Source organism: Hyphomonas sp., assembly GCF_017792385.1.
Taxonomy (GTDB): domain Bacteria; phylum Pseudomonadota; class Alphaproteobacteria; order Caulobacterales; family Hyphomonadaceae; genus Hyphomonas.
In genome coordinates this window covers 2774268-2796583 of the sequence record NZ_CP051230.1, presented here as the reverse complement: position 1 = coordinate 2796583, position 22316 = coordinate 2774268, and the positions used below count along the sequence as shown (strand labels likewise).

Annotated in this window: 22 protein-coding genes; 15 read left to right on the top strand and 7 right to left on the bottom strand. The window is 60.5% G+C overall.

Features of this window, described 5'->3' with window-relative positions:
- Positions 1–3: 3 nt before the first annotated feature.
- Both metF and HF955_RS13585 read right to left on the bottom strand, forming a co-directional pair.
- Positions 4–912 (bottom strand): methylenetetrahydrofolate reductase [NAD(P)H], encoded by a 909-nt coding sequence (gene metF, locus HF955_RS13590; protein WP_027838612.1) that lies wholly within the window; start codon positions 910–912, stop codon positions 4–6.
- Positions 909–1865, bottom strand: a complete 957-nt coding sequence (locus HF955_RS13585) for a metalloregulator ArsR/SmtB family transcription factor (protein WP_291075763.1) — start codon at positions 1863–1865, stop codon at positions 909–911. Before HF955_RS13585 ends, metF begins: the two co-directional genes overlap by 4 nt.
- A 163-nt stretch (positions 1866–2028) precedes the next feature.
- On the opposite strand from HF955_RS13585, the gene HF955_RS13580 reads away from it, so the two are divergent.
- Both HF955_RS13580 and HF955_RS13575 read left to right on the top strand, forming a co-directional pair.
- Positions 2029–2784, top strand: a complete 756-nt coding sequence (locus HF955_RS13580; protein ID WP_291075761.1) for a VacJ family lipoprotein — start codon at positions 2029–2031, stop codon at positions 2782–2784.
- Positions 2785–2818: 34 nt separating this feature from the next.
- Entirely contained in the window at positions 2819–3448 is a 630-nt protein-coding gene (locus HF955_RS13575; protein ID WP_291075759.1) for a phospholipid-binding protein MlaC, read from the top strand.
- 81 nt (positions 3449–3529) lie between these two features.
- Here HF955_RS13575 and ettA read toward each other — a convergent pair whose 3' ends face one another.
- Together ettA and HF955_RS13565 are read right to left on the bottom strand one after the other, a co-directional pair.
- Positions 3530–5194 carry an energy-dependent translational throttle protein EttA gene (gene ettA / locus HF955_RS13570; RefSeq protein WP_291075758.1) on the bottom strand — a complete coding sequence of 555 codons (1665 nt, stop codon included), beginning with the start codon at positions 5192–5194 and terminating at the stop codon, positions 3530–3532.
- Positions 5195–5332: 138 nt separating this feature from the next.
- Entirely contained in the window at positions 5333–5869 is a 537-nt protein-coding gene (locus HF955_RS13565) for a tetratricopeptide repeat protein (protein ID WP_291075757.1), read from the bottom strand.
- A gap of 357 nt (positions 5870–6226) precedes the next feature.
- Here HF955_RS13565 and HF955_RS13560 point away from each other — a divergent pair, with 357 nt between their 5' ends.
- The 5 genes from HF955_RS13560 (at position 6227) to HF955_RS13540 (ending at position 11267) form a co-directional block, all read left to right on the top strand.
- Entirely contained in the window at positions 6227–6787 is a 561-nt protein-coding gene (locus HF955_RS13560; RefSeq protein WP_291075756.1) for an NUDIX hydrolase, read from the top strand.
- An 11-nt stretch (positions 6788–6798) separates the two neighbouring features.
- Positions 6799–7221 carry a DUF1330 domain-containing protein gene (locus HF955_RS13555; protein WP_291075754.1) on the top strand — a complete coding sequence of 141 codons (423 nt, stop codon included), beginning with the start codon at positions 6799–6801 and terminating at the stop codon, positions 7219–7221.
- Entirely contained in the window at positions 7218–8210 is a 993-nt protein-coding gene (locus HF955_RS13550) for a glutathione S-transferase family protein (protein WP_291075752.1), read from the top strand. The genes HF955_RS13555 and HF955_RS13550 overlap by 4 nt, the downstream gene beginning before the upstream one ends.
- 103 nt (positions 8211–8313) lie before the next feature.
- Complete coding sequence (locus tag HF955_RS13545) at positions 8314–9408, top strand: cystathionine gamma-lyase (protein WP_291075751.1); 1095 nt, start codon at positions 8314–8316, stop codon at positions 9406–9408.
- Positions 9409–9476: 68 nt separating this feature from the next.
- Positions 9477–11267 (top strand): carboxylesterase family protein, encoded by a 1791-nt coding sequence (locus HF955_RS13540; RefSeq protein ID WP_291075749.1) that lies wholly within the window; start codon positions 9477–9479, stop codon positions 11265–11267.
- Here the strand turns inward: HF955_RS13540 and HF955_RS13535 are convergent.
- Positions 11232–11699 carry a GAF domain-containing protein gene (locus HF955_RS13535; RefSeq protein WP_367279797.1) on the bottom strand — a complete coding sequence of 156 codons (468 nt, stop codon included), beginning with the start codon at positions 11697–11699 and terminating at the stop codon, positions 11232–11234. The genes HF955_RS13540 and HF955_RS13535 overlap by 36 nt on opposite strands.
- A 144-nt stretch (positions 11700–11843) precedes the next feature.
- Between HF955_RS13535 and HF955_RS13530 the strand changes: the two genes are divergently transcribed.
- From HF955_RS13530 to HF955_RS13505, 6 genes are read left to right on the top strand one after another with little or no spacing between them, the layout of a single operon-like run.
- Positions 11844–12623: a hypothetical protein gene (locus HF955_RS13530; RefSeq protein ID WP_291075745.1), complete on the top strand. Its 780-nt coding sequence runs from the start codon at positions 11844–11846 to the stop codon at positions 12621–12623.
- Positions 12620–13843, top strand: coding sequence for a hypothetical protein (locus HF955_RS13525; protein WP_291075743.1), 1224 nt, complete (start codon positions 12620–12622; stop codon positions 13841–13843). The genes HF955_RS13530 and HF955_RS13525 overlap by 4 nt, the downstream gene beginning before the upstream one ends.
- Positions 13830–14786 carry a MoxR family ATPase gene (locus HF955_RS13520; RefSeq protein WP_291075742.1) on the top strand — a complete coding sequence of 319 codons (957 nt, stop codon included), beginning with the start codon at positions 13830–13832 and terminating at the stop codon, positions 14784–14786. Before HF955_RS13525 ends, HF955_RS13520 begins: the two co-directional genes overlap by 14 nt.
- The gene (locus tag HF955_RS13515) at positions 14783–16096 is read left to right on the top strand and encodes a DUF58 domain-containing protein (protein WP_291075740.1); all 1314 of its coding nucleotides are present in this window, start codon (positions 14783–14785) and stop codon (positions 16094–16096) included. Before HF955_RS13520 ends, HF955_RS13515 begins: the two co-directional genes overlap by 4 nt.
- Positions 16093–17094: a stage II sporulation protein M gene (locus HF955_RS13510; RefSeq protein ID WP_291075738.1), complete on the top strand. Its 1002-nt coding sequence runs from the start codon at positions 16093–16095 to the stop codon at positions 17092–17094. The genes HF955_RS13515 and HF955_RS13510 overlap by 4 nt, the downstream gene beginning before the upstream one ends.
- Positions 17091–18035, top strand: a complete 945-nt coding sequence (locus HF955_RS13505) for an RDD family protein (RefSeq protein WP_291075736.1) — start codon at positions 17091–17093, stop codon at positions 18033–18035. Before HF955_RS13510 ends, HF955_RS13505 begins: the two co-directional genes overlap by 4 nt.
- A gap of 5 nt (positions 18036–18040) precedes the next feature.
- On the opposite strand, the gene HF955_RS13500 is transcribed toward HF955_RS13505, so the two are convergent.
- On the bottom strand, positions 18041–19186 hold the full coding sequence (locus HF955_RS13500) for a DUF3137 domain-containing protein (RefSeq protein ID WP_291075734.1): 1146 nt from the start codon (positions 19184–19186) through the stop codon (positions 18041–18043).
- 47 nt (positions 19187–19233) lie between these two features.
- The gene (locus HF955_RS13495) at positions 19234–19986 is read right to left on the bottom strand and encodes a GGDEF domain-containing protein (RefSeq protein ID WP_291075732.1); all 753 of its coding nucleotides are present in this window, start codon (positions 19984–19986) and stop codon (positions 19234–19236) included.
- A gap of 326 nt (positions 19987–20312) precedes the next feature.
- Between HF955_RS13495 and groES the strand changes: the two genes are divergently transcribed.
- A complete protein-coding gene (gene groES, locus HF955_RS13490; protein WP_027838627.1) occupies positions 20313–20603 on the top strand; it encodes a co-chaperone GroES in 291 nt (96 codons plus the stop codon).
- A gap of 54 nt (positions 20604–20657) precedes the next feature.
- Positions 20658–22307: a chaperonin GroEL gene (groL, locus tag HF955_RS13485; RefSeq protein WP_027838628.1), complete on the top strand. Its 1650-nt coding sequence runs from the start codon at positions 20658–20660 to the stop codon at positions 22305–22307.
- Positions 22308–22316 lie beyond the last annotated feature (9 nt).

The window sequence follows — 22316 nt, the reverse complement described above, 5'->3', positions numbered from 1 at the left end:
GGATCAGGCAGCCTCGCTGGTATTCGGTTTCAGGCCCAACAGTCGACAGGTCGACAAGGCGAGGCCGGCACGGTTGAGCGTGTAGAAATGGAAACTGTTCACACCTTCGTCGGACAATTGGCGGCAGAGGTCCGCGGCGACATTGGCGGTGACGAGTTCCCTCGTCTCCTCATCCTCATCCAGCCCGTCATAAAGCTCATGCAGCCAGTCCGGCAGCGATGCGCCGCACAGACCGGATATCCGTTTCAGCCCCTTGAAGTTGGGCTGCAGCATGATGCCGGGCACGATGGGCATGGTGACACCGCCTGCCCGCGCCTTTTCGAGGAAGTTCAGATAGATTTGCGGCTCGAAGAAGAATTGCGTGATCGCCCGGTCGGCCCCCGCATCCTGCTTGGCTTTCAGGAACGCAATCTCGGCATCCCACCCCCGGTTTTCGGGGTGGAGTTCCGGATAGCATGATACCGAAATCTCGAAACAGCGGCCAAGCTCCGGACGATGTTCACGAATGCCCCGGATCAGATCGATCGAATCCTCGAACCCGCCCGGAAACTGTTCAAACGTCTCGCCCATGCCGGCAGGCGGGTCCCCGCGCAGGGCAACAATATGCTTCACGCCCGCTTCCCAGTAGTCCTCGGCAACGGAGAGAACCTGCTCCTTCGTTGCGCCGACACAGGTAAGGTGTCCAGCCGGGCGCAGATGCGTTTCCTGCGCAATCCGGCGCACCGTGTCATGCGTCCGCTCGCGGGTTGAACCACCAGCGCCATAGGTGACGGACACGAAATCCGGCGCCATGGGCTGCAGCCGCTCGACCGTGTCCCACAACCGGGTGGCCATGGCTTCGCTCTTGGGCGGAAAGAATTCGAACGAGACAGACGGCTGGGCGCCCGGACGCGAGGTTGAAAGCGGGCTCATGCGACATTCTCCAGGGATGTTTCCGGCTTCACGGCCTTCCAGATGTTTACGGTCAGGCCTTCCTGGGCGCCTTCCGGCGGCGCAAAGGAACGTGGTGCCTTGAGGTTGAGCCCGGCGTCCTGGGCCCAGGCTGCCATGGCGTCATGCGACATGCCGAGACGATGATGTCCGTACTCGGTACGCAGGAATTCGAGGTCATGCGGCGCGAAATCGACGATCAGCAATTGTCCGCCGGGTTTCAGAACGCGCGCTGCTTCGGAAATTGCCCGGTTGGGCGTGTCCATATAGTGCAGGACCTGATGGATGATCACGACATCTGCACAGGCGGAGTCAAACGGCACCGCCGTGACATTCCCCTGCCGAACCCGCGCGCGCTCAACGCCCTGTCGCTCCAGATTCGCGCGGGCAATCGTCAGCATGTTGTGGCTAAGATCTATTCCCTCGGCCTCTTCGGCCAGCGGGGCGAACAGGCTGAGCATGCGCCCGGTGCCGGTTCCGAAATCCAGCACACGCCCGAACGGGCCCGGTCCGGACAGGTCCAGCAAGGCAGACTCGATAAGGTCATTGGGGTAATGCAGGGACCGCAGCCTGTCCCAGTTTTCCGCAATGCTGGAAAAGAAGGCTTCGGCCGACTCGGCACGAGCGGCACTCACTTCCTCGAGCCGCTGGCGATCACGCGCAAAATCTGCTTCGTCCATATCGAGCAGGGCAAACAGGGATTCCAGCAAACTGCGTCCCGGCTCTCCCGTAGCTGCCCGGTAAAACACGAACGACCCTTCCGGCAGGCGTTCCACAAGACCGGCGGAAGTCAGCGCCTTCAAATGATGCGACAGGCGCGGCTGCGACTGTTCAAGCACCTGGACAAGTTCGCCGACCGACAGATCGCGCTGGCGCAACAGGGCCAGCACCCGCAGGCGGGTCGGCTCTCCGGCGGCGCGCAGGCAGTCGATCATGGAAGCAGTCTGCATCTTCATTTAATCACATAAACATTGATTTATATGTTTTTGCAACATGCTTTAGCCGTAATTTCACCTATGCGTGATGAAGTATGTTTAAGAGTTGAAGCGCACCGCCTTAACCACCATCTAGCGAAGTCCAAAACGGGGTTATCCAGATATGACACAGCGATTTGTTGCTGCGGCGCTTGCCATGGGACTGGGCGCCTGTGCGTCCACGCAGACCACGGAAACCGGCATGGTGCACGACCCCTATGAAGGGTTCAATCGCCAGATGTTCGCCTTCAACAATGAGGTCGACAAATATGCGCTCGGTCCGGCCGCGGACGTCTATGAAACCGTGACCCCGGAATTCGCCCGGGACCGGGTGGGCGATTTCCTTCACAATCTGAAATCACCGGTCATTTTCATCAATGACGTCCTGCAGGGCGAAGGCGACCGGGCTGGAGACACGTTCGCGCGATTCCTGGTCAATTCCACAATTGGCGTCGCCGGCTTGTGGGATGTAGCGGGATATAATGGTATCGAGCGACACAGCGAGGATTTCGGCCAGACCCTGGCCGTCTGGGGTGTCGACAGCGGCCCCTATCTCGTTCTGCCCCTGATGGGACCCACCACGCCGCGAGACCTGTTTGGCGGCGGCATTGATCGCGCCATGGATCCGCTGACCTGGACCGAGTTTGCCAACAATCCGGATCTGGATGACCATATCGCCATTGGTCGCAGCGTCCTTGGCGGCCTGAATGCCCGCGTCGCGCTGGATGAGCAGATCGACCAGTTGAACGCGCAGCCGGAACCTTATATCGCGCTGCGCCGTATTTATTCATCCCAGCGTCAGGCTGAGATTCGTAATGGACGTATCAATGAGGCGGAGGCGTACGACGATCTCCCTGATTTTGACGAATTTGAAGAATAGGTCCGGGGGCGAGACCATCCACAGGAGCAATGAAGTGAAACGCCGACATCGATTCCTTGCCTTCGCCGGGGCCGCGATGCTGATGACAGTGACCAGCGCCCACGCCGACGCGAAGACCGAAGCCTATGTTCAGGAGAATGCCAGCGAAGTGCTGGCCTCGCTGAACGATCCGACCCTCGACGCGGATGAGCGGACAGAAAAGTTCAACACCTATATGGACGAGTTCACGGACATGACTGCCGTCTCGAACTTCGCCATTGGCAAATATGCCCGCCGTTTTTCGGAAGACGAACTGGCGCGCTACCGCAAAGTGTTCCGCGAATACGCCCTGGCCGTTTACGAGAACGAACTGGACGCCTATCGCGGCGAATCCGTGGTCGTGAAGGACTCGGTGGACCGGTCACCGACCGATTCCATCGTCAACACGGTTATCAAGCGTCAGGACGGCAAGGATATGGATGTCCGCTGGCGGGTCCTGACACGAGACGGAGAGTACCAGGTCGTGGACGTGGCTCTGAACCTTGATGGCAACCTGATCTGGCTGGCCATCGAACAGCGCGCACAATTCCTGGCCCTTCTGGACCGGTCGAACGGCTCGGCCGAAGCGCTGATCGAGAAAATCGAAAGCATGAAACGCAATCTGGAATCGGAAAAGCGCTCCTGATCCGGACGCGATCCGGATATGGAAAGCCCCCGGCCGGTCATCCGGTCGGGGGCTTTTCGATTCTGTCTGAACACTTGCGCGTCAGCGTGCGAACTTCTTGAATTTCAAGCGCTTGGGATTCACCGCATCCTCGCCGAGACGGCGCTTCTTGTCTTCGAGATAAGACGAGAAATCGCCCTCGAACCATTCGACATGCGAATCGCCCTCAAACGCCAGAATGTGCGTAGCCATACGGTCCAGGAACCAGCGGTCGTGGCTGATGATCACGGCGCAGCCCGGAAAGGCGTCGAGCCCCTCTTCCAGCGCCTGCAGCGTTTCCACGTCCAGATCATTCGTCGGTTCGTCCAGCAGCAGGACGTTGGAACTCTCCTTCAGCATCTTTGCCAGGTGGACGCGGTTGCGCTCACCGCCGGACAGAAGGCCGACTTTCTTCTGCTGGTCAGACCCCTTGAAATTGAAGGCGCCGACATAGGCCCGGGAATTCACTTCCACGCCACCCAGATCAATCACGTCTGTGCCGCCGGAAATCTCTTCCCAGACATTCTTGTTGTCATCCAGCTTGTTGCGGCTCTGGTCGACATAGCCAAACTTGACCGTATCACCGACGCGGAGCGTGCCGGCATCCGGCTCTTCCTGGCCGAGGATCATCTTGAACAGCGTGGATTTACCGGCGCCGTTCGGGCCAATCACGCCGACAATGCCGCCGGGCGGCAGTTTGAAATCAAGATCCTCAATGAGCAGATTGTTGCCAAAGCCCTTGCGAAGATTTTCCGCTTCCAGCACGACATTGCCGAGACGCGGCCCCGGGGGAATGCGGATCTGCGCGGTCGAGACCTTCTCCTTCTCGGCCTCTGCAGCCTTCTGTTCGTAGGACTGGATACGTGCCTTCGACTTGGCCTGCCGCGCCTTGGGGCTGGACCGGACCCATTCGAGTTCCTTGGCCAGCGCGCGCTGCTTGCCGCGCTCTTCACGAGCTTCCTGCTCCATACGCTTGGCCTTCTGTTCCAGCCAGTCGGAGTAATTGCCCTGATAGGGAATGCCCCGGCCGCGGTCGAGCTCGAGAATCCAGGTTGTGATGTCGTCCAGGAAGTAGCGATCATGCGTCACGAGAATGACGCAGCCCTTGAAATTGATCAAATAATTCTGGAGCCAGGCCACGGTTTCGGCATCCAGATGGTTGGTCGGTTCGTCCATCAGGATCATGTCGGGCTTGGACAAGAGCAGCGCACAAATGGCGACGCGGCGGATTTCCCCCCCTGACAGTTTCGACACGTCAGCATCGTCCGGCGGACAGCGCAGGGCCTCCATCGCCATCTGAATCTTGGAATCAATGTCCCACGCGTCCGCCGCATCGATCTTCTCCTGCAGCGCGGTCATCTCTTCCATCAGCTCGTCGGAATAGTCCTCGCCGAGCTTGCCGGAGATTTCGTTGAACTTGTCCAGCATCTGCTTCTCGGGACAGGCCGCAGCGACGTTCTCGAAGACTGTGAGCGACTCGTCGAGTTTCGGCTCCTGCGGCAGGTAGCCGACCTTCACGCCATCTGCCGCCCAGGCTTCGCCATTGAAGTCCTTGTCCTGCCCGGCCATGATCCGCAACAGGGTGGATTTACCGGCACCATTGACGCCGACCACACCGATCTTGGCATCCGGCAGAAAGCTCAGATGGATGTTCTCGAACACCTTCTTGCCGCCGGGATAGGTCTTTGACAGACCTTGCATGTGGTAAACGTATTGGGGACCGGCCATGAACAGCGTCTCCTGAAAAATGGGGAAAATACGTCGCCTCAGTTACGCGGGAACAGGCGAAAATCAAGCGGGAAGCGCAATGGGCAGCCAATCGACTGTCTGGCAACCCGCCAACCACGCTTTGAATAATGGCAGGTCCTAGCTCTCGATTTGACGGCGTTCGTCTTCGGTCAGCACGCTGGCAAGCCGTTCAAGCTCAGACCCTGCATTGCTGTTTCCCATATCCTGCGCCCGGCTGAACCAGCGCCACGCTTCGACAAAATCAGGCTGTTCCCGGCCGTGACCGCCGGCATGGGCAATCCCGAGATTGAAGGCGCAGCGATTGTCGCCGAGTTCGGCGCCCTTGTCCCACCAGGATTGCGCCGTCTTGAATTCCTTTGGCCCGCCGGCGCCTGTCATCATCATGACGCCGAGAAAGGTCATGGCATTGACGTCGCCAAGATTGGCCGCCTGCTCGAACAGGCGACGGGCCTGTTCCTCGTCTGTCTGGCCGCCAAGTCCGCGCAGCTTCATGAAACCGAGATTGAACATGGCCTGGGGAAGACCGGCATCGGCCGCCTGCGCGTAATAGGCCCGCGCGGCTGCGAAATCCTGATGGACGCCGCGTCCATGATGCAGCATGGCACCGAAATTGTTGGCTGCACCCGAATGGCCGAGGTCTGCGGCACGTCTCATCAGCGCCGCAGATTTGATCAAGCTCTCTCCGCCTTCACCCTCAAATAGCAAAGCGACCGCTTGTTCGAACAGAACGTCCCCTTCCGCCATGCTCGGTACGATATGCAAAAACGGCCGTCTGCCTAGCGTATTTTGTCAGCTTGGCCCCCATAAAAGTTGAAACGCCCGTTTACTTTCCTTGAAGATGACCTGTGGACGCGCGCGCTCGCCCCGGTGCGAGCGTTACCACCGGATCCACCCTGTCAGCACCACATGTTTTCCACCCGAAACCGCGTTGCGCCTCGGCTTTGCTATGGCCAATCCGGCCGCCTGACGGCATGTGGAGGGCTTTCTCGCCACCCGAATTCGAGACGCAGCATGATCAAACCCTGGAAAATCCTGAGCAGCCGAAAAACGTTCAAGGACCCGTTCCTGTCTGTCCGAACCGACAGATGCCAGCGTGAAGACGGACACATCGTGCCGAATTATCATGTCCTGGAGTTCACCGACTGGGCTACGATCGTTCCAGTGACCGATGAGGGCAATATTGTTCTCATTCGCGAGTACCGTCATGCCGGGCAAGTCGTGCTTCTGGGTGTCCCGGGCGGCGTGCTTGATCCCGGCGAAACGGACCCGGAAACTGCGGCCCGGCGCGAATTGCGGGAAGAAACCGGATACACGGCACGTGAAATGATCCCAGTCGGGTCGTGTTTTCCGAACCCTGCGATCCAGAACAATCATCTGCACTATTTCCTCGCCACGGGATGCCGAAAGACAGATGTCCAGGCACTGGACCCGAACGAGGAAATCGAAGTCGTCGAAATGCCCTATAAGGACTTCCTCGCCTATGACACGCTGGATACCCAGCACGCGCTTCACGCGGCGGCATTGTTTTACACCGAACGCTATTTCGGCAAGCATCCGGAAAAACGCCCCTGAGGAGACGCACAATGCCAGCTTTCCAGCCAAATGCAGACCAGTTCCGTGCCTTTCGCGATGACCCGCATGACGGCCCGGTAGCCCAAGTCAATCTTCTGAAATTCCGGATCAAGGCAGAATACCGCCCTGACGATCCAGAGCATGGAGAGGATATCAGCGGACGGGAGGCCTATATCCGGTATTCCGAGGCTTTCACCGCCGCGGCTGCAGAAGTTGGAGGCTCCACAACGCTTCTCGCCACGACCGAACGCTATTTCATTGGTCAGGGAGATTGGGATGGAGTGCTGGTCAATCACTTTCCGGATCGCAAGGCCTTCATCGCCACGCTCAACCACCCCGACTACAAGGCCATGTCCCGTCATCGTGATGCCGGCCTGCTCTGTCAGGAGTTGATCGTGACCCGTCCAATCTGGCTCTGCGGAGAAAAGACATGAGCCCCTATGAGGTATACGGAGCGCTCGGGTCACCTTATTCCATGAAGGTGCGGGCCGCGATGAGGGCGAAACGCCTGGTTCACACATGGACGGGCATGACCGCCGAAGATCGGCTGGCCATCCTGCCGAATGTCCGCGCGCCGGTTATCCCCGTTATCCGCCGCCCTGACGGCAGCTGGACAAATGATTCCACGCCCTTCCTGCTGTCGATTGAGGATGAGGGAGTATCGCTCTTGCCGACCGATCCGGTCGCGAGGTTCGCCTGTCTTCTGCTGGAGGACATGGCAGACGAATGGTTCATGAAAGCCATGTTTCACTATCGCTGGGCCTATGCGGCGGACGCCGAATGGTGTGCAAACTGGCTGATGTTCGACACGCTGCCCAATACCGGCCGAACCGGCGTCGAAGATGCTGCGGCCACCATCCGTGAGCGGCAGACTGGCAGAATGGCTCTGGTAGGGTGCACACCGGAGACCGCCCCCTTGATCGAGGCCAGCTGGAAAAGGGCCTGTCGTCTGCTGGAAGCCATGGCGACCGGAAAGACCCGCTTTCTGTTTGGGGACCGCATTTCACTTGCAGACCTCGGCTTTTATGGCCAGCTCAAGGTGATGAGTGTCGACCCCACACCCATGGCCTGGCTGAGACAGGATACGCCCTATCTTTATCGATGGTTGGACCATGCGGACGATGCCAGCGGCATCGAGGGGGAATGGTTGGACGCGCTGAGCGCCCCGGTTCAGGCGCTGCTCGGTCTGGCCGGAGACACCTACCTGCCCTTCCTGGGGGCCAATGAACACGCTATCGGCAGTGGTGAGGAGACCTTCTCGCTGGAAATCGAAAACGGCCGCTACGCTCAGGGCGTGTTCAAGTACCAGCTGAAATGCCTCGCCGCGTTGCGGTCGGAATGGAGTGCATTGTCGGCTCCTGAACGGGATCGCCTGGCGACCTGGATCGGGCCGAATGCGTCGCTCCTGTCTGCGAAAATCTGACCGGTTTCATTGTTTTGATAGTTTCCAAATGTCTGTCACCAGCGCAGACTCCCCACGAATCCCATTCAAGGACTTACCGTTCGTGACACGCAAACCGTCTCCCATGTCTGACCTTCTGCACCATCGCGGGCGCAGTTTGTCGAAGGGCCAACCCGTTTCGCTGCCCATCATGGCCAGCACGACCTTCCACCTGCCCGGTGATCCGGACGGCAGTCATTTCTATGGTCGGAACGGCAACCCGACGGTCGAATGCGTGGAAGCGGAAATCGGTCTGCTGGAGGCGGCAGAAACGGTGCTCTTTCCCTCTGGCATGGCCGCAATTGCAGCTGTCTTCCACACGCTCCTGCGCCCGGGCGACAAGGTGCTGGTCCATGCGGACGGCTATTACAATGTGCGAAGCCTGCTGGAGGAGCACTTCGTCCCGCGCGGGATCGAAGTCGAAACCTGCCCGACCGCCGGAATGGACCAAGCGGACATGTCTGGCTGCCGGCTGGTCATGATTGAGACCCCGTCAAATCCCGGCCTCGACGTTTGCGACATCGCAGCGGTTGCGGACCGGGCAAAGTCTGCGGGGGCGTTCCTCGTCGCCGACAACACGACCGCAACACCACTATGCCAGCAGCCATTGGATTTCGGCGCGGACATGGTGGTCATGTCCGACACAAAAGCCATGGCAGGCCATTCGGATGTGCTGTGCGGACATGTCTCAAGTCGGCACACTGCCTTGATCAACCAGGTGCGCACCTATCGCCGGCTCGGTGGTGCGATTGTCAGTCCATTCGATGCATATCTGCTGCATAGAGGGCTGGAGACGCTCGAACTGCGCGTTTCCCGGGCAAATCAGAGCGCATTGCAGGTCGCAAAATGTCTTTCCGGGCACCCCGCCGTTTCCGCGGTCCGATACCCAGGCCTCCCGCAGGACGCGAGCCATGACATCGCACTTCGCCAGATGCGCGGCTTTGGGCCCATTGTCAGTTTTACCCTGAAAGACCGCGAAGCAGCGGAAAACTTCATAAGTAACAATGAACTGATCGTTCCAGCGACCAGTTTCGGGGGCGTGCACACCTCGGCGGAGTGCAGAATCCGATGGGGCGATCAGGTAGCCGACGGATTCGTGCGATTGGCGTGTGGAATTGAGCCCACCGAAGACCTTGTAATTTCAGTGGAAAATGCACTACGAGATTTGCGTCCCGTTTGACCTCCGCGTGAGTGACTTTACCGGGCAAGTGGTATAGCGTTTGCCTTGACGGGCAGGGGTCTCGTTTCATGAAGCGTCTGAGTATAGTTTTCTTTTTTGCGCTGCTTGGGTTCAGCGCGTGGGTCTGGTTCCGCATGAACCAGCCCGAACCACCCATGGCGCTGACAGAGCCGCTTCGTATCGACCAGGGTGAAATCCAGGGCGGCGTGGACCTCGACAATCCGGAAATCCAGGTGTTCAACGGCATCCCCTATGCCACGGCCCGACGCTGGTCGGCGCCCACATCCCCACCCCAATGGGGCGCAATCACGCGTGACGCGCGCGCGTTCGGCCCTGAATGCCTGCAGCCGCGCGGCCATATGAACCATGTCGTTGAGCGCATCATCGACGGCAACGGACTGCCCTGGTGGAAACGGCTGGTCGCCAAACAATACATCTCATCCCAGCCAGCCCCGCCGGAAGCTGAAGACTGCCTCTTCCTGAATGTGCGGACAGCCAATCGCGGCAAGGCGCGCCTTCAGCCCGTGATGGTCTGGATCCATGGCGGGTCCCATCAGGCCGGCGCGGGCTCGTCCGCCTATTATCAGGCCAACGGGCTGGTCGAGAACGGCGTGGTGCTGGTCACGATCAATTACCGCCTCGGACCATTCGGCTATCTGGCCCACCCTGCCCTGACCGAGGAATCCGGAACCTCCGGCAATTATGGCCTTCTGGACCAGGTGGCCGCCCTGCGCTGGGTGAAGCAGAACATCGCCCGCTTTGGCGGCGACCCGAACAATGTGACCATTTTCGGTGAAAGCGCCGGCGCACAATCCGTCAGTGAACTGATGGCAACGCCTCTTGCGGACGGCCTGTATGAAAAAGCCATCCTGCAGAGTGGCGTCAGCAGCTACAATGCACTCCATCTTTCCCGGTCTGCCCTGCCCAATGTGCGCAGCTCGGAAGATGTCGGCGAGGAATTCCTGTCGACGCTTGTAGACTCCACCGCAACGGCCGATCGCCTGCGCGCGATCCCCTCCGGAGCCATCATCGATCGCGTTCAGGTGCGGCAGGATCTGGTGAAATACTTCCTGCCCACCGTCGATGGCCGCGTGCTGCCTTTGCCGATCGGCGAGGCCATTCGTGATGGTGGCGCCAACCGCGTGCCGATCCTGGCCGGCTACAATGCCGATGAAGGCACGCTGTTCTACGATGAAACCAGGTCGCCGACCCTATTGCTGCCAAACATATCCGGCTCGCTTGAACAACGCGAAGCAATGCTCGAGGGCGTCTTCGGCGTGAATTCCGCCAAGGCGCTGCAGGCGCTCTATGGCATGACCTCGCTGGAGAGCTGGGATCGGGGCGCCCGGAAAATGCTCGGCGATGACTGGTTCGGGGTACACACACGCTTTCTCGCCCGTGCCAATGTCGAGGCCGGCCAGCCAACCTGGCTGTATCATTTCACGCGGACCCCCATCGGCAATTCCCAGACCCTGGGCGCGCACCATGCGGCGGAGATTCCCTTCGTCTTTGACAGCCATATCAGCCTGCTGCCGACCAATGCGGACGACCGCGACCTGACCGACGCCATGATGGCCTACTGGACGAATTTCGCCCGCACCGGCAATCCGAACGGACCTGGCCTGCCGGACTGGCCGGCCTATGAGCCCGACAGCGATCTGTGGCTGGAACTCGGCCGCGAGATCAAGCGCATCAGCAGCCTGCGCGCGCGCAAGCTGGACATTCTTGAAGACCATCTGAACCTGCGGATCGATGCCATTCGGCAATCCAGAACGCCGCTGGAGCTGATAGAGAACACAGCCCTGCTGTCGACGGCGGCGGGCCTAGGCGGTGAGGAGCGTCTCGCAGATAGCAACTAGGCCTTCGCGGTCCACTTCATCGAACGCGTCGAGTTCCGTGGAATCGACATCCAGCACGGCCGCGAGGTTTCCCTGTCCGTCGAGAACCGGCACAACGATCTCGGAATTGCTGGCGGAGTCACAAGCAATATGGCCCGGAAACGCGTGCACGTCCGGCACGATGATCGGCTCGCCTGTCGCCGCTACATGGCCACACACGCCCTTGCCGAACGGAATTCGCAGGCAGCCCAGCGTGCCCTGGTAGGGCCCAACGACCAATTCCTGCGTCTTCAGCGGATCCACGACATAGAAGCCCGTCCAGAAGAATCGGGGCTTGAAAGCCTGGGCCAGAATGCAGGACGCCGTCGCATAGCGCGCCGTCACGGACGTCTCGCCCGCAACCACGCTGTCGATTTCCGTCTTCAGCTCCCGGTAACGCGCTGCCTTGTCCATGTTCTGCCTCATCTATGCCTGATGGCCGCTATATCGGGATAATGGAGGCAATAGGCAATAGGCCGTTGAAGCGGCACGCAACCTCTGAAATAGTCGGTCGAGTCAAGGCGGTAGTCCGTTCCGCAGCCTAGAGGGAGACGCTCATTGAGCCTGACGGTCCGCTTGTGCGCCGCCGCATTGATCGCCGCCAGTCTGGCTGCGCCCGTTGTGGCGCAGGACAGCCTCCGGATCGATCCTCCGGTGGAGTTCGAAGAGGCTGACACGCCCTACGATACGGCCATTCCGGAGTACAATGAGGATACATTCGAAGCCGCGCATGCGGCCTATCTGCGCAACTCGACCCTCCAATTGGAACGCCCTGAAGCCGACCCGCTCGAACTGCCTCCCCCCTCTGTCTCCTCGCCGCCGAACTGGTTGCGGGCGATCTGGGATTTCCTGTCCCTTCTGCGTCCCCTCTTCACCCTCCTGTTCTATGGCGTGATCGTGCTCGTGAGCCTTGGCGTCCTCTATTTCCTGTTCGGAGAGGCAGCCCGGATCCGGTTCAGCCGCGACAAGGGAAAGAAGGACACTCCCGAGGACGATGTCCTGACCGACTTCCGCCCGGAAGCCGCAGTCGCCCGGTCCCTGCTCGAGGAAGCAGACGCCCTGGCCCGGGCCGGCAAGTTCGCCGAAGCGGTGCACCTGCTCCTGTTCCGCTCGATCGAGGACATCCAGACCCGGGTCGAAACCGGCGTGCCCCGCTCCCTGACCGCGCGGGAGATTGGCAGCCTCGGTTACCTGCCGGGACGCGCCCGCTCGGCGCTCGGCCCCATCATCGCCATTGTTGAACGCAGCTTCTTCGGTGGCCGGGATGTCGATGAATCCGGCTGGCAGACAGCGCGCGCCTCCTATGAGGACTTTGCCTTCGGGGAGGGATGGACATGACCGATCCAACCGCCTCATCCCCGTTCAGCGGCAGGATGGTAGCCATCCTGATCACCATTGCCCTGTTCTCCTTCGGTGCGATCATGGTTCTTGCGGGCTGGGCCCCGGAATTGCGGGACCGCAATGTCGCCGGATCCCACCCCTTCTCCACCTCTGCACTCGGCTATAACGGTTTTGTCCAATTGCTCGAGGCGCAGGACTATCCCGTCAGCATATCTCGCCTTGAACGCACACTGACAGAAGACGATTGGGGCCTGCTCGTCGTGACTCTGCCCGGCTGGGGCGCCAGCCGGGCCGTCGAAGACCTGGACACCAACCGCACCACGCTGCTTGTCCTGCCCAAATGGGTTGGCATGACGGACCCGACCAACCGCGCGCGGCAGCGCGACACCCGGTTCATTGACGCCAGCTCGGTCAATGATGTGCTGGACACGCTCGGCCTGGAAGCGGAGATCGGCCGGATCGACATTCCCGACACCATACGGACCGGGGCCGCCCGCCTTGCCTTGCGCCCTGACGTCAAGATGCAGGTGATCCGGGGCAACAATCTGGAAGCCATTGTCGAAACACCGGACGGCATCCTGCTGGCGCGGGACCCTGCCACCGGCATGTTCATCCTGGCCGACCCGGACATGATCAACACGTTCGGCCTCTCGCGTATCGAAAATGCGCGTTTCGCGATGCAAATGATTGACCTGATCCGATTCGATCGCGACCAACCCATAATCTTCGACGCAACGCTTCACGGCTTCATTCGCTCTGAAAACCTGCTGCAGATGGTGTTCGACATCCCGTTCATCGGCGCAACCCTCACAGCCCTCGCTGCAGCCCTTCTGCTGGGCTGGGCCGCGCTCATGCGGTTCGGACCGCCGGCCCGCGAACACCGCGTGATCGCCTTCGGCAAACAGGCACTGACAGACAATTCGGCGGGCCTGGTTACCATGGCGCGACGGGAAACGCGCATGGCGCCGGGATACCTGCACCTGATCCGGCGACGGGTGGCCCGCGATATTGGCGCGCCCCGCACGATGACTGAAACCCAGCTTACGGCGCTTCTGGATCGTCTTGGTCCGGAAGAAGGGTCCGGCAAGCGGTTTACCGACATGGCGTCCGGGCTGCAGGAACCTGCAGCAAACCGGGACGACCTCATGAACAAGGCACGCGAGCTTTTCCGCTGGCGCAAGGGAATTATCGGGAGATCCATGAATGAACGTGAATGACATCAAGGCACTGGCGGACCGGATCCGCAATGAGGTTCGCAAGGCCGTGGTCGGTCAGGACACGACGGTGGACATCCTGCTGACAGCCCTGTTCTCCTCAGGTCACGTCCTGCTGGAAGGCCCGCCCGGTACGGCCAAGACCTTGCTGGCCCAATGCTTTGCGCGTTCCATCTCCCTCGAATTCGGGCGCATCCAGTTTACGCCTGACCTGATGCCCGGCGACGTACTGGGTACGAATCTGTTCAATTTCCAGACAAACCAGTTTGCGCTGACCAAGGGGCCAATCTTCACCGATCTGCTGCTGGCAGACGAGATCAACCGCACGCCACCAAAGACCCAGGCCGCCCTGCTGGAAGCGATGCAGGAACGCAAGGTGACCATTGATGGCGATACCTATGCCCTCAATGACCGTTTCACCGTGATCGCGACGCAAAACCCTATCGAACAACAGGGCACTTATCCCTTGCCGGAGGCCCAGCTAGACCGTTTTCTCTTCAAGCATACGCTGGATTATCCGAGCCGCGAGGAAGAACTTGCCATCGTAGCCCGGCACGGCACACGGACCGGCATGAAGACGGCAGAAGGGTTCGGAATCGAAGCCGTCGTGTCAGTCGAGGAACTCGGTGACGCCGTGATGTCGGTATCGGGGGCGCGTCTGCAGGACGACATCATCTCCTACATTGTCGATATTGTCCGCGCGACGCGCATGTCTCCGGCACTTGAAACCGGTGCATCTCCCCGTGCTGCGGCAGCGCTGGCCACTGCCTCGCGCGCGCGCGCAGCGCTGGATGGTCGGGATTTCGTCATTCCGGACGATGTGAAATTGCTCGCCCTGCCCGCCTTGCGGCACCGTGTCCTTCTCTCCCCGGCCGCCGAGATCGAAGGAAAAACCACGGACGAAACCCTGGCCGCCATCATCGAGCAGACGGCAGCGCCGCGGTGATTTTTCCAACCTCTCGCGCCATCTTCCTGATGCTGCTCGGCGTGCCGGTGATGATCGCCATTGCCTTGCTGCGCCCGGATTTGTGGGTCGTGTCGGCGGGCTGGATCGGCGGCGTCGCGGGGCTGGTGCTGATGGACGCGATGATCGGGGCGCGGCTTCGCGCATTCGAAATCGACGTGGAGGCGCCCTCAATTCTCTATGTCGGCGGATCGGATCCGGTGGACGCCGTCTTCCGGTTCAAGGAGGGTCCGCTGCCGCACCGTGTCGAAACACTGCTTGAAGTGAACGACTTTCTGGAGCCGGTCCCTCAGGCTGGCCTGCGTGGATGGTCTGACCGAACCCACCCCTACGCATTCCCGGTTTCTCCCACACGGCGCGGCCTCGCACGGCTCGTCAGGATATGGACGCGCTGGAAAGGCCCCCTCGGCTTGATCCAGAAACGCCATATCCAGCCGCTGGATATCGACATTCCCATCACGCCCAATATCCGATGGGTCAAGGACGAAGCCATCCGAATCTACTCCCGCGATGCCGATTTCGGGGTGAAGGTCCAGATAGATCGCGGCGATGGCAGCGAATTCGACGCGCTGCGCGAATTCACCACCGGCATGGACCGGCGTGCCATTGACTGGAAACACTCCGCTCGCCATCGCAACCTCCTGGCAAAGGAATTCCGGACGGAACGCAATCACAATATCGTCTTTGCTTTCGATACCGGCCGGCTGATGAGCGAGCCGTTAGGCGGAGTCCCCAAGATCGACCGGGCCATCAATGCCGGCTTGCTGCTCTCCTTTGTGTCCCTGCGCAGCGGCGATCGCACCATGATTTATGGATTTGATGCCCGCCCCGGACTGGTCAGTGGCTTCCTGTCTGGCCAGCGCAGCTTCACCAAGGCCCAGGATTTCGCGGCCAAACTCGATTATTCGAGTGAGGAATCAAACTTCACACTGGCCTTGTCCTCGCTCGCCAGCCGGCTGGAGCGGCGCAGCCTGATCATCATCTTCTCCGACTTTGTCGACACGATCTCCGCCGAGTTGATGCTTGAGAATGTGAAACGGCTCACGGATCGCCATCTCGTCCTGTTCGCCACGTTCGAGGATGAAACCCTGTCCAGTATCGTGGATGCCCCGCCCAATACGACGGAAGACGTGACCCGCGCCGTGATCGCCGACACCTTGCTCGCCGAACGCGATACCGTGTTGTTGCGGCTCCAGCGCATGGGTGTGCAGGTGCTGGAAACCCGACCCGAAGCATTCGGACCGGAGCTGATTTCCCGGTATCTCCAGATCAAGCAGAGGAACATGCTGTGAGTGACCTCTTGAAATCATACCGGTTCCGGGAGGAACGCGAGAGCGACTGGCGCAAACTGGACCTGATCCTGACTCGCGCGGAGAATTCCGGCGTGAAGGCTTTGAGCGATGAACAGATGACCGCCTTGCCCCACCTCTACCGGCAGGCCGTTTCTTCCCTTTCGGTCGCGCGGGCGATTTCCCTTGACCAGAACGTCATTGCCTATCTCGAAAGCCTTTGCACCCGCGCCTATTTCTTTGTCTATGGCGCGCGCACGTCCCTCGGTGAGCGGATGATGGACTTCCTCCGTCGGGACTGGCCGGCCTGCGTGTCCTCTGCGCTCGGCCCGACGATCCTGGCGGCCCTGTTCCTGTTCGGCGGATGGGCGCTGGCATTCTTCCTGTGCATGCAGGACATGGAATGGTTCTGGACCTTTCATGGCCAGAATTTCTGGGATGGCCGCAATCCGGACGCCACGGTCGACTATCTGCGGTCAACGATCTACACGGAAGAAGGTGAATTGAGCGACGGACAGCTGACCTCATTCGCCAGTTACCTTTTCAACAACAACGCGCAGATCGCACTGTTCGCCTTTGCGCTAGGCTTCGCCTTTGGCATCCCGACCGCCTGGCTGCTTGTCTATGATGGCGTCATGATGGGGTCGCTCCATGCTGTGTTCTGGAGCAAGGGACTGGGCTATGAGTTCACCGGCTGGCTGCTCATTCACGGGACAACCGAATTGTTTGCCATCGTGCTGGCGGGCGCTGCCGGCTTCGTTATTGGCGGCGCGGTCGCCTTTCCCGGCCAGATGACGCGTCTCAACTCCGCTCGCAAGGCTGGGCAGACAGCGGCGAGCATCGCCATGGGCTGCGTGATCATGCTGATCATCGCAGCCTTGCTGGAAGGCTTCGGACGCCAGCTGATCAACAGCGATGTCATCCGATACGGAGTGGCCTTCAGCATACTTGGGCTCTGGTTTGCCTATTTCTACCTGCCCCGAAAAGCAGACCCGCTATGAACCAGACTGTCCCATCCGCCCCGGGCCGTGTGGATCCGGCCAATGTCGAGGCGGCGCGTCGGCGGCGCGCCCGGATGCAGGAGGAAGAGCGCCGGTCGAAACTCGTCCGTCGATTGGTCACGCCGGAAGGCGCGGCCATCCGCTTGAAGCTGGCAACCGCAACCGAGCGCGCAGGCGCCTTCCTGATTGATGTTGCGATCCAGTGGGCCATCGTGGTTGCTACGGCGCTGGGATTGCTGTTCGCCATGCGCGCGATGGATCCGGGCAGCCGCAACATGGCCTGGGCCATGTGGCTGGTCTTCTACTTTTTCGTCCGCAATTTCTACTACATCCTCTTCGAACTCGGCACGAAGGCCGCGACGCCTGGCAAGCGGGCCCTCGGCATCCGGGTCGCCTCGCGGGATGGCGGGCGACTGACAGCCAATTCCGTGCTCGCCCGAAACTTCATCCGGGAAATCGAGGTCGGCCTGCCGATACAGTTTCTGTTGATGGGCGGTGACCGCGTTCAGGGCTGGGTGGCCTTGCTGGGATTGATCTGGTCCGGCATCTTCCTTCTGTTCCCGATCTTCAACCGGGACAAGATGCGCGTGGGGGATCTGATTGCCGGCACATGGGTGATCCGCAATCCAAAGACCAAGCTGATGGGAGACATTTCCTCCTCGACCAAGACCGCCGCTCATGAACGTTTCACCTTTACGCCAGCGCAAGCCGATGCCTACGGCATCCACGAACTCCACGTGCTTGAGGACGTACTGCGCCAGTCGACACAGGATGTGAAGGCGCAGGTGGCCCTGCGAATCCGTCACAAGATCGGCTGGCAGCCAGACCCCGGAGAAACGGACACGGCCTTTCTCGAAGCCTATTACGCCGCCCTTCGCCGGCGACTGGAACAGCGAATGCTGCTGGGAGATCGCAAGACCGACAAGTTCGATACGCGCTAGCGCTGTCAGAGTCGGCCTTTCACCCAATCGCGCGTCAGGAAACCATCAATCAGGTCGCAAACCAGCCCCAGTTCCACCAGGGCTGAAGCATAGCGCCGCGGATCAACCAGCGGCTGGAAGATGGAGCCGGCCTCGAACTGGTCGTCCGCTTCCAACGCCAGCGTCATGTGGCCATCCTCGAAAATCCCGCGCAGCTTGCCGCCTGCGAAATGCCGCTCGAGCGCAATCAACCGCTCCATGCGATCCGGCGACAACAGGGCGCGCGCCTCGACCTGGTCGTTCGAATAGACCGTAAAAGCGGCGTCGAGCTCCCGTGAAATCAGGTCCACCTTCTTCAGGTCGCCTGATTGCTTCCCGCGCTTCCACCATCCTGACCTCGCCATCACCGTGCGACCGAGAAACCGTTCGGGATATTCAACATGCAGCAGGATGCCCTGGAACACGGTCGTGCTGTTCTTCCCGCCGGACTCCAGAGTGGCCTCGACCAGCGAAAATTGCGTCCCGGCCCGTTCCCCGGAAATCAGGTCCTCGAACTTGCGGCGTGCATGCCCCGGAAGAAGTTTGGCCGCTTCCAGCGTGTCATAGGCCGGCGTTGGCGCATCCGGTCCGCCCATGGAACCGAAAGATATCGCGCCGAAAGGCGTGCTCATCGTTGACTGGGCTCCACTGGAGTAAGCTGCAGACAGATCCCGGGTACGCGTCGCCAGCGTCTTCAAATCCTCGATCCCCGACAAGTCCGGATGCAGTGTGTCGTACGTGAACCCGAACGGCTCACAGGCCGCCGTCAGCACCAAGTGCTTGGTCTGCGACTTCATCGTGAAGACCTTTATCCAGGCGGTGGCGGAAATCAGCGCCGCGGAAACAAAGATCACGAACAGGTACCAGGGAAACAGGAAACTGACCGTGGCCAGGGTCGAAATGGTCAGCAGAATGGCAATGAAGATGGGGATGCCCGCCCCGATGATCGTGCGGGTCGTGGCTTGCCGGATCGCGGCCTTGCGCGCGATTTCACGACGCGCCAGTTCCGGCGCCAGCACATCCGACCAGACCTGCGGGGCATGCGTGAATTCGCGGCGCTGCCCCGCCAGCACGGCAAGCGACGGGACATGTGCCAGCACATGGTCATATTTCTTCGGATTGAGTTTGGCCACGCGCTGTCCCCCTCAGTTGGCCGGCATCCCTTGCCCGCCAGACCGCATCATGCGGCGAGCGTAAGCTCCCGGACGGCGGTCACGCAATTGCGTCCCTTGGCCTTTGATTCATACAGCGCAGCGTCCGCCAGTTCGAGCATGCCGTCGAAATCGGAGCCCGGCGGCAGCATGGACAGGCCAAAGCTGGCCGTCACGCTGACCGGCTGGCCATCAATCATCACGACATGGTTCTCGATCGACGCCCGCAGCCGGTCGCAGACGCTCCGGGCCTGTTCGGTGTCGACATTGCTGAGCAGGATCACGAATTCCTCGCCGCCCCAGCGTCCCAGGCGGTCGAACGGTCCCCGCAGTTCCGAATAGGCAACAGCCGCGATTTCCCGCAGCACGCGGTCTCCGGCGGCATGGCCATGTTCGTCATTGACCATCTTGAAATAATCGATGTCGAACAGTGCCACGGCGGAGGTCATCTCCGTCCGGCTCATGCGGGCCAGTTCCTCGCAGGCAAATTGCTTGAAGAATTTGCGGTTCAGCAGGCCTGTCAGCGCATCCGTGGACGCCATGTCCTCCAGCGTGCGTTGGTAAATCCGCATCTTGTATTCATGCTGTGCGGCAATCGCAGCCGTCGGCACCGCCACACAGGCCGCAATGAACAGATTGGCCACAATGAAATTGTGTGGATCGCTCGGGAAGCCCATCGAATACACAATGACCGAAAAGGTGAAGCACAGGCACAGCGCGGTAATCGCCACGAAGGCGAAAAAGGTCAGCGATTCGACCACATCTTCGAACTTGCCCTGCAATGCCCTTCTCCCGGTTACTGGCCCGTTTGTCTCACAGGAGTGATATTTTACCGTCAATCCAATGCGGAATTTTCCGGTGGCAATGTTCATATTTTGGCAATGAGTGCACCGCGCCTCCGGCCAGCGCCTGCAGCAGGATGCCGTCCGTGATAGTCAGGCCGGACCGCAAAAATTTCGCAACATTCCGGTTGACGCTCCGCGACGGCGCTCTTAACTCCGCTCCATCGCTAGCAGTCGGGCATGGTGAGTGCTAATACGCGCCATTCCGCCCTGCATGGCGGACTTTTTCAATTGAACTCGTCAATGAGACAAGAGGGCTAAATCCAATGAAACTTCGTCCCCTGCACGACCGTGTCGTCGTGCGCCGCGTCAAGGAAGAAGAGAAAACCAAGGGCGGGATCATCATCCCCGACACCGCCAAGGAAAAGCCGCAGGAAGGCGAAGTCGTCGCTGTCGGCGCCGGTGCTTTCGGTGATGACAATGAGCGCATCGCACTCGACGTCAAAGTCGGCGACCGCGTGCTCTTCGGCAAATGGTCCGGCACGGAAGTGACCGTCGACGGCGAAGAACTGCTCATCATGAAAGAGAGCGATATCATGGGTGTGCTCGAGGCGTAAGCCCGCACCCGTTCGCTTTCCACCAGACAGAATTCTCAAAAGAGGTAATCAACAATGTCAGCCAAACACGTAGTTTTCGGCGCAGACGCCCGCGAGCGCATGCTGAAGGGCGTCGACACGCTCGCCAACGCCGTGAAGGTCACGCTGGGCCCGAAAGGCCGCAACGTCGTCATCGAGAAATCCTTCGGCGCACCGCGCACCACGAAGGACGGCGTCACCGTCGCAAAAGAGATCGAGCTTGAGGACAAGCTGGAGAACATGGGCGCACAAATGCTGCGCGAAGTGGCCTCGAAGGCCAATGACGTTGCCGGCGACGGCACGACGACCGCCACCGTGCTCGCCCAGGCCATCGTTCGCGAAGGCATGAAGCGCGTTGCCGCCGGCATGAACCCGATGGACCTGAAGCGCGGTATCGACAAGGCCGTGACCGAAGTCCTCAGCGACCTTGCCCACCACTCCAAGAAGGTGAAGTCGAACGAAGAGATCGCCCAGGTCGGCACCATCTCCGCAAACGGCGACACCGAAGTCGGCGCCATGATCGCCGAAGCCATGGCGAAAGTCGGCAATGAAGGTGTCATCACGGTCGAGGAAGCCAAGTCGCTCGAAACCGAACTCGACGTCGTCGAAGGCATGCAGTTCGATCGCGGCTACCTGTCGCCGTACTTCATCACCAACCCGGACAAGATGATCGCGGAACTCGAAGATCCGTTCATCCTGCTTCACGAGAGCAAGCTGTCCTCCCTGCAGCCGATGCTGCCGATCCTGGAAAGCGTCGTTCAGAGCCAGAAGCCGCTGCTCATCATCGCCGAAGACGTCGATGGCGAAGCCCTGGCAACCCTCGTGGTCAACAAGCTGCGTGGCGGCCTGAAGATCGCTGCCGTGAAAGCTCCGGGCTTCGGCGACCGCCGCAAGGCCATGCTGCAGGACATCGCTGTCCTCACCGGCGGCCAGGTCATCTCCGAAGACCTCGGCATCAAGCTCGAGAACGTGTCCATGGACATGCTCGGCACCGCAAAGCGCGTGTCGATCTCCAAGGATGACACGACCATCGTGGACGGCGCCGGCGCGAAGAAAGACCTCGAAGCGCGCGTTTCCCAGATCCGCAAGCAGATCGAAGACACGTCTTCCGACTATGACCGCGAGAAACTGCAAGAGCGTCTCGCCAAACTGGCCGGCGGCGTGGCTGTAATCAAGGTTGGCGGCGCTACCGAAGTGGAAGTGAAAGAGCGTAAGGACCGCGTCGATGACGCCCTGAACGCAACCCGTGCGGCTGTCGAAGAAGGCATCGTTCCTGGCGGCGGCACGGCCCTCCTGTCTGCTGCTGGCAACATTGACGTCAAAGGCGCCAATGATGACGAGCAGGCCGGTATCGACATCGTTCGCAAGGCTCTGGAAGCTCCGGTTCGCCAGATCGCCGAGAACGCCGGTGTTGAAGGTTCGGTCGTTGTTGACCAGATCCGCCGCGGCAAGGGCAAGGGCTTCGGCTTTAACGCCCAGACCGAAGAATATGGCGACCTGGTCGGCATGGGTGTGATCGATCCGGTGAAAGTTGTTCGCTCTGCCCTGCAGAACGCAGCATCTGTCGCCGGCCTGCTGATCACCACCGAAGCCTCGATCGCCGAAGCACCGAAGAAGGAATCCGCTGGTGGCGGCATGCCCGACATGGGCGGCGGCATGGGCGGAATGGGTGGCATGGGCTTCTAGGCCCGGCCC

Coding starts and splice junctions, on each gene's coding strand:
- HF955_RS13540 (WP_291075749.1), top strand. CDS start 9,477: ATGAAGCGTCTGAGTATAGTTTTCTTTTTTGCGCTGCTTGGGTTCAGC.
- HF955_RS13505 (WP_291075736.1), top strand. CDS start 17,091: ATGAACCAGACTGTCCCATCCGCCCCGGGCCGTGTGGATCCGGCCAAT.
- HF955_RS13550 (WP_291075752.1), top strand. CDS start 7,218: ATGAGCCCCTATGAGGTATACGGAGCGCTCGGGTCACCTTATTCCATG.
- ettA (WP_291075758.1), bottom strand. CDS start 5,194: ATGGCCGGTCCCCAATACGTTTACCACATGCAAGGTCTGTCAAAGACC.
- groL (WP_027838628.1), top strand. CDS start 20,658: ATGTCAGCCAAACACGTAGTTTTCGGCGCAGACGCCCGCGAGCGCATG.
- HF955_RS13520 (WP_291075742.1), top strand. CDS start 13,830: ATGAACGTGAATGACATCAAGGCACTGGCGGACCGGATCCGCAATGAG.
- HF955_RS13555 (WP_291075754.1), top strand. CDS start 6,799: ATGCCAGCTTTCCAGCCAAATGCAGACCAGTTCCGTGCCTTTCGCGAT.
- HF955_RS13525 (WP_291075743.1), top strand. CDS start 12,620: ATGACCGATCCAACCGCCTCATCCCCGTTCAGCGGCAGGATGGTAGCC.
- HF955_RS13560 (WP_291075756.1), top strand. CDS start 6,227: ATGATCAAACCCTGGAAAATCCTGAGCAGCCGAAAAACGTTCAAGGAC.
- HF955_RS13585 (WP_291075763.1), bottom strand. CDS start 1,865: ATGATCGACTGCCTGCGCGCCGCCGGAGAGCCGACCCGCCTGCGGGTG.
- HF955_RS13545 (WP_291075751.1), top strand. CDS start 8,314: ATGTCTGACCTTCTGCACCATCGCGGGCGCAGTTTGTCGAAGGGCCAA.
- metF (WP_027838612.1), bottom strand. CDS start 912: ATGAGCCCGCTTTCAACCTCGCGTCCGGGCGCCCAGCCGTCTGTCTCG.
- HF955_RS13580 (WP_291075761.1), top strand. CDS start 2,029: ATGACACAGCGATTTGTTGCTGCGGCGCTTGCCATGGGACTGGGCGCC.
- HF955_RS13535 (WP_367279797.1), bottom strand. CDS start 11,699: ATGGACAAGGCAGCGCGTTACCGGGAGCTGAAGACGGAAATCGACAGC.
- HF955_RS13565 (WP_291075757.1), bottom strand. CDS start 5,869: ATGAGACGTGCCGCAGACCTCGGCCATTCGGGTGCAGCCAACAATTTC.
- groES (WP_027838627.1), top strand. CDS start 20,313: ATGAAACTTCGTCCCCTGCACGACCGTGTCGTCGTGCGCCGCGTCAAG.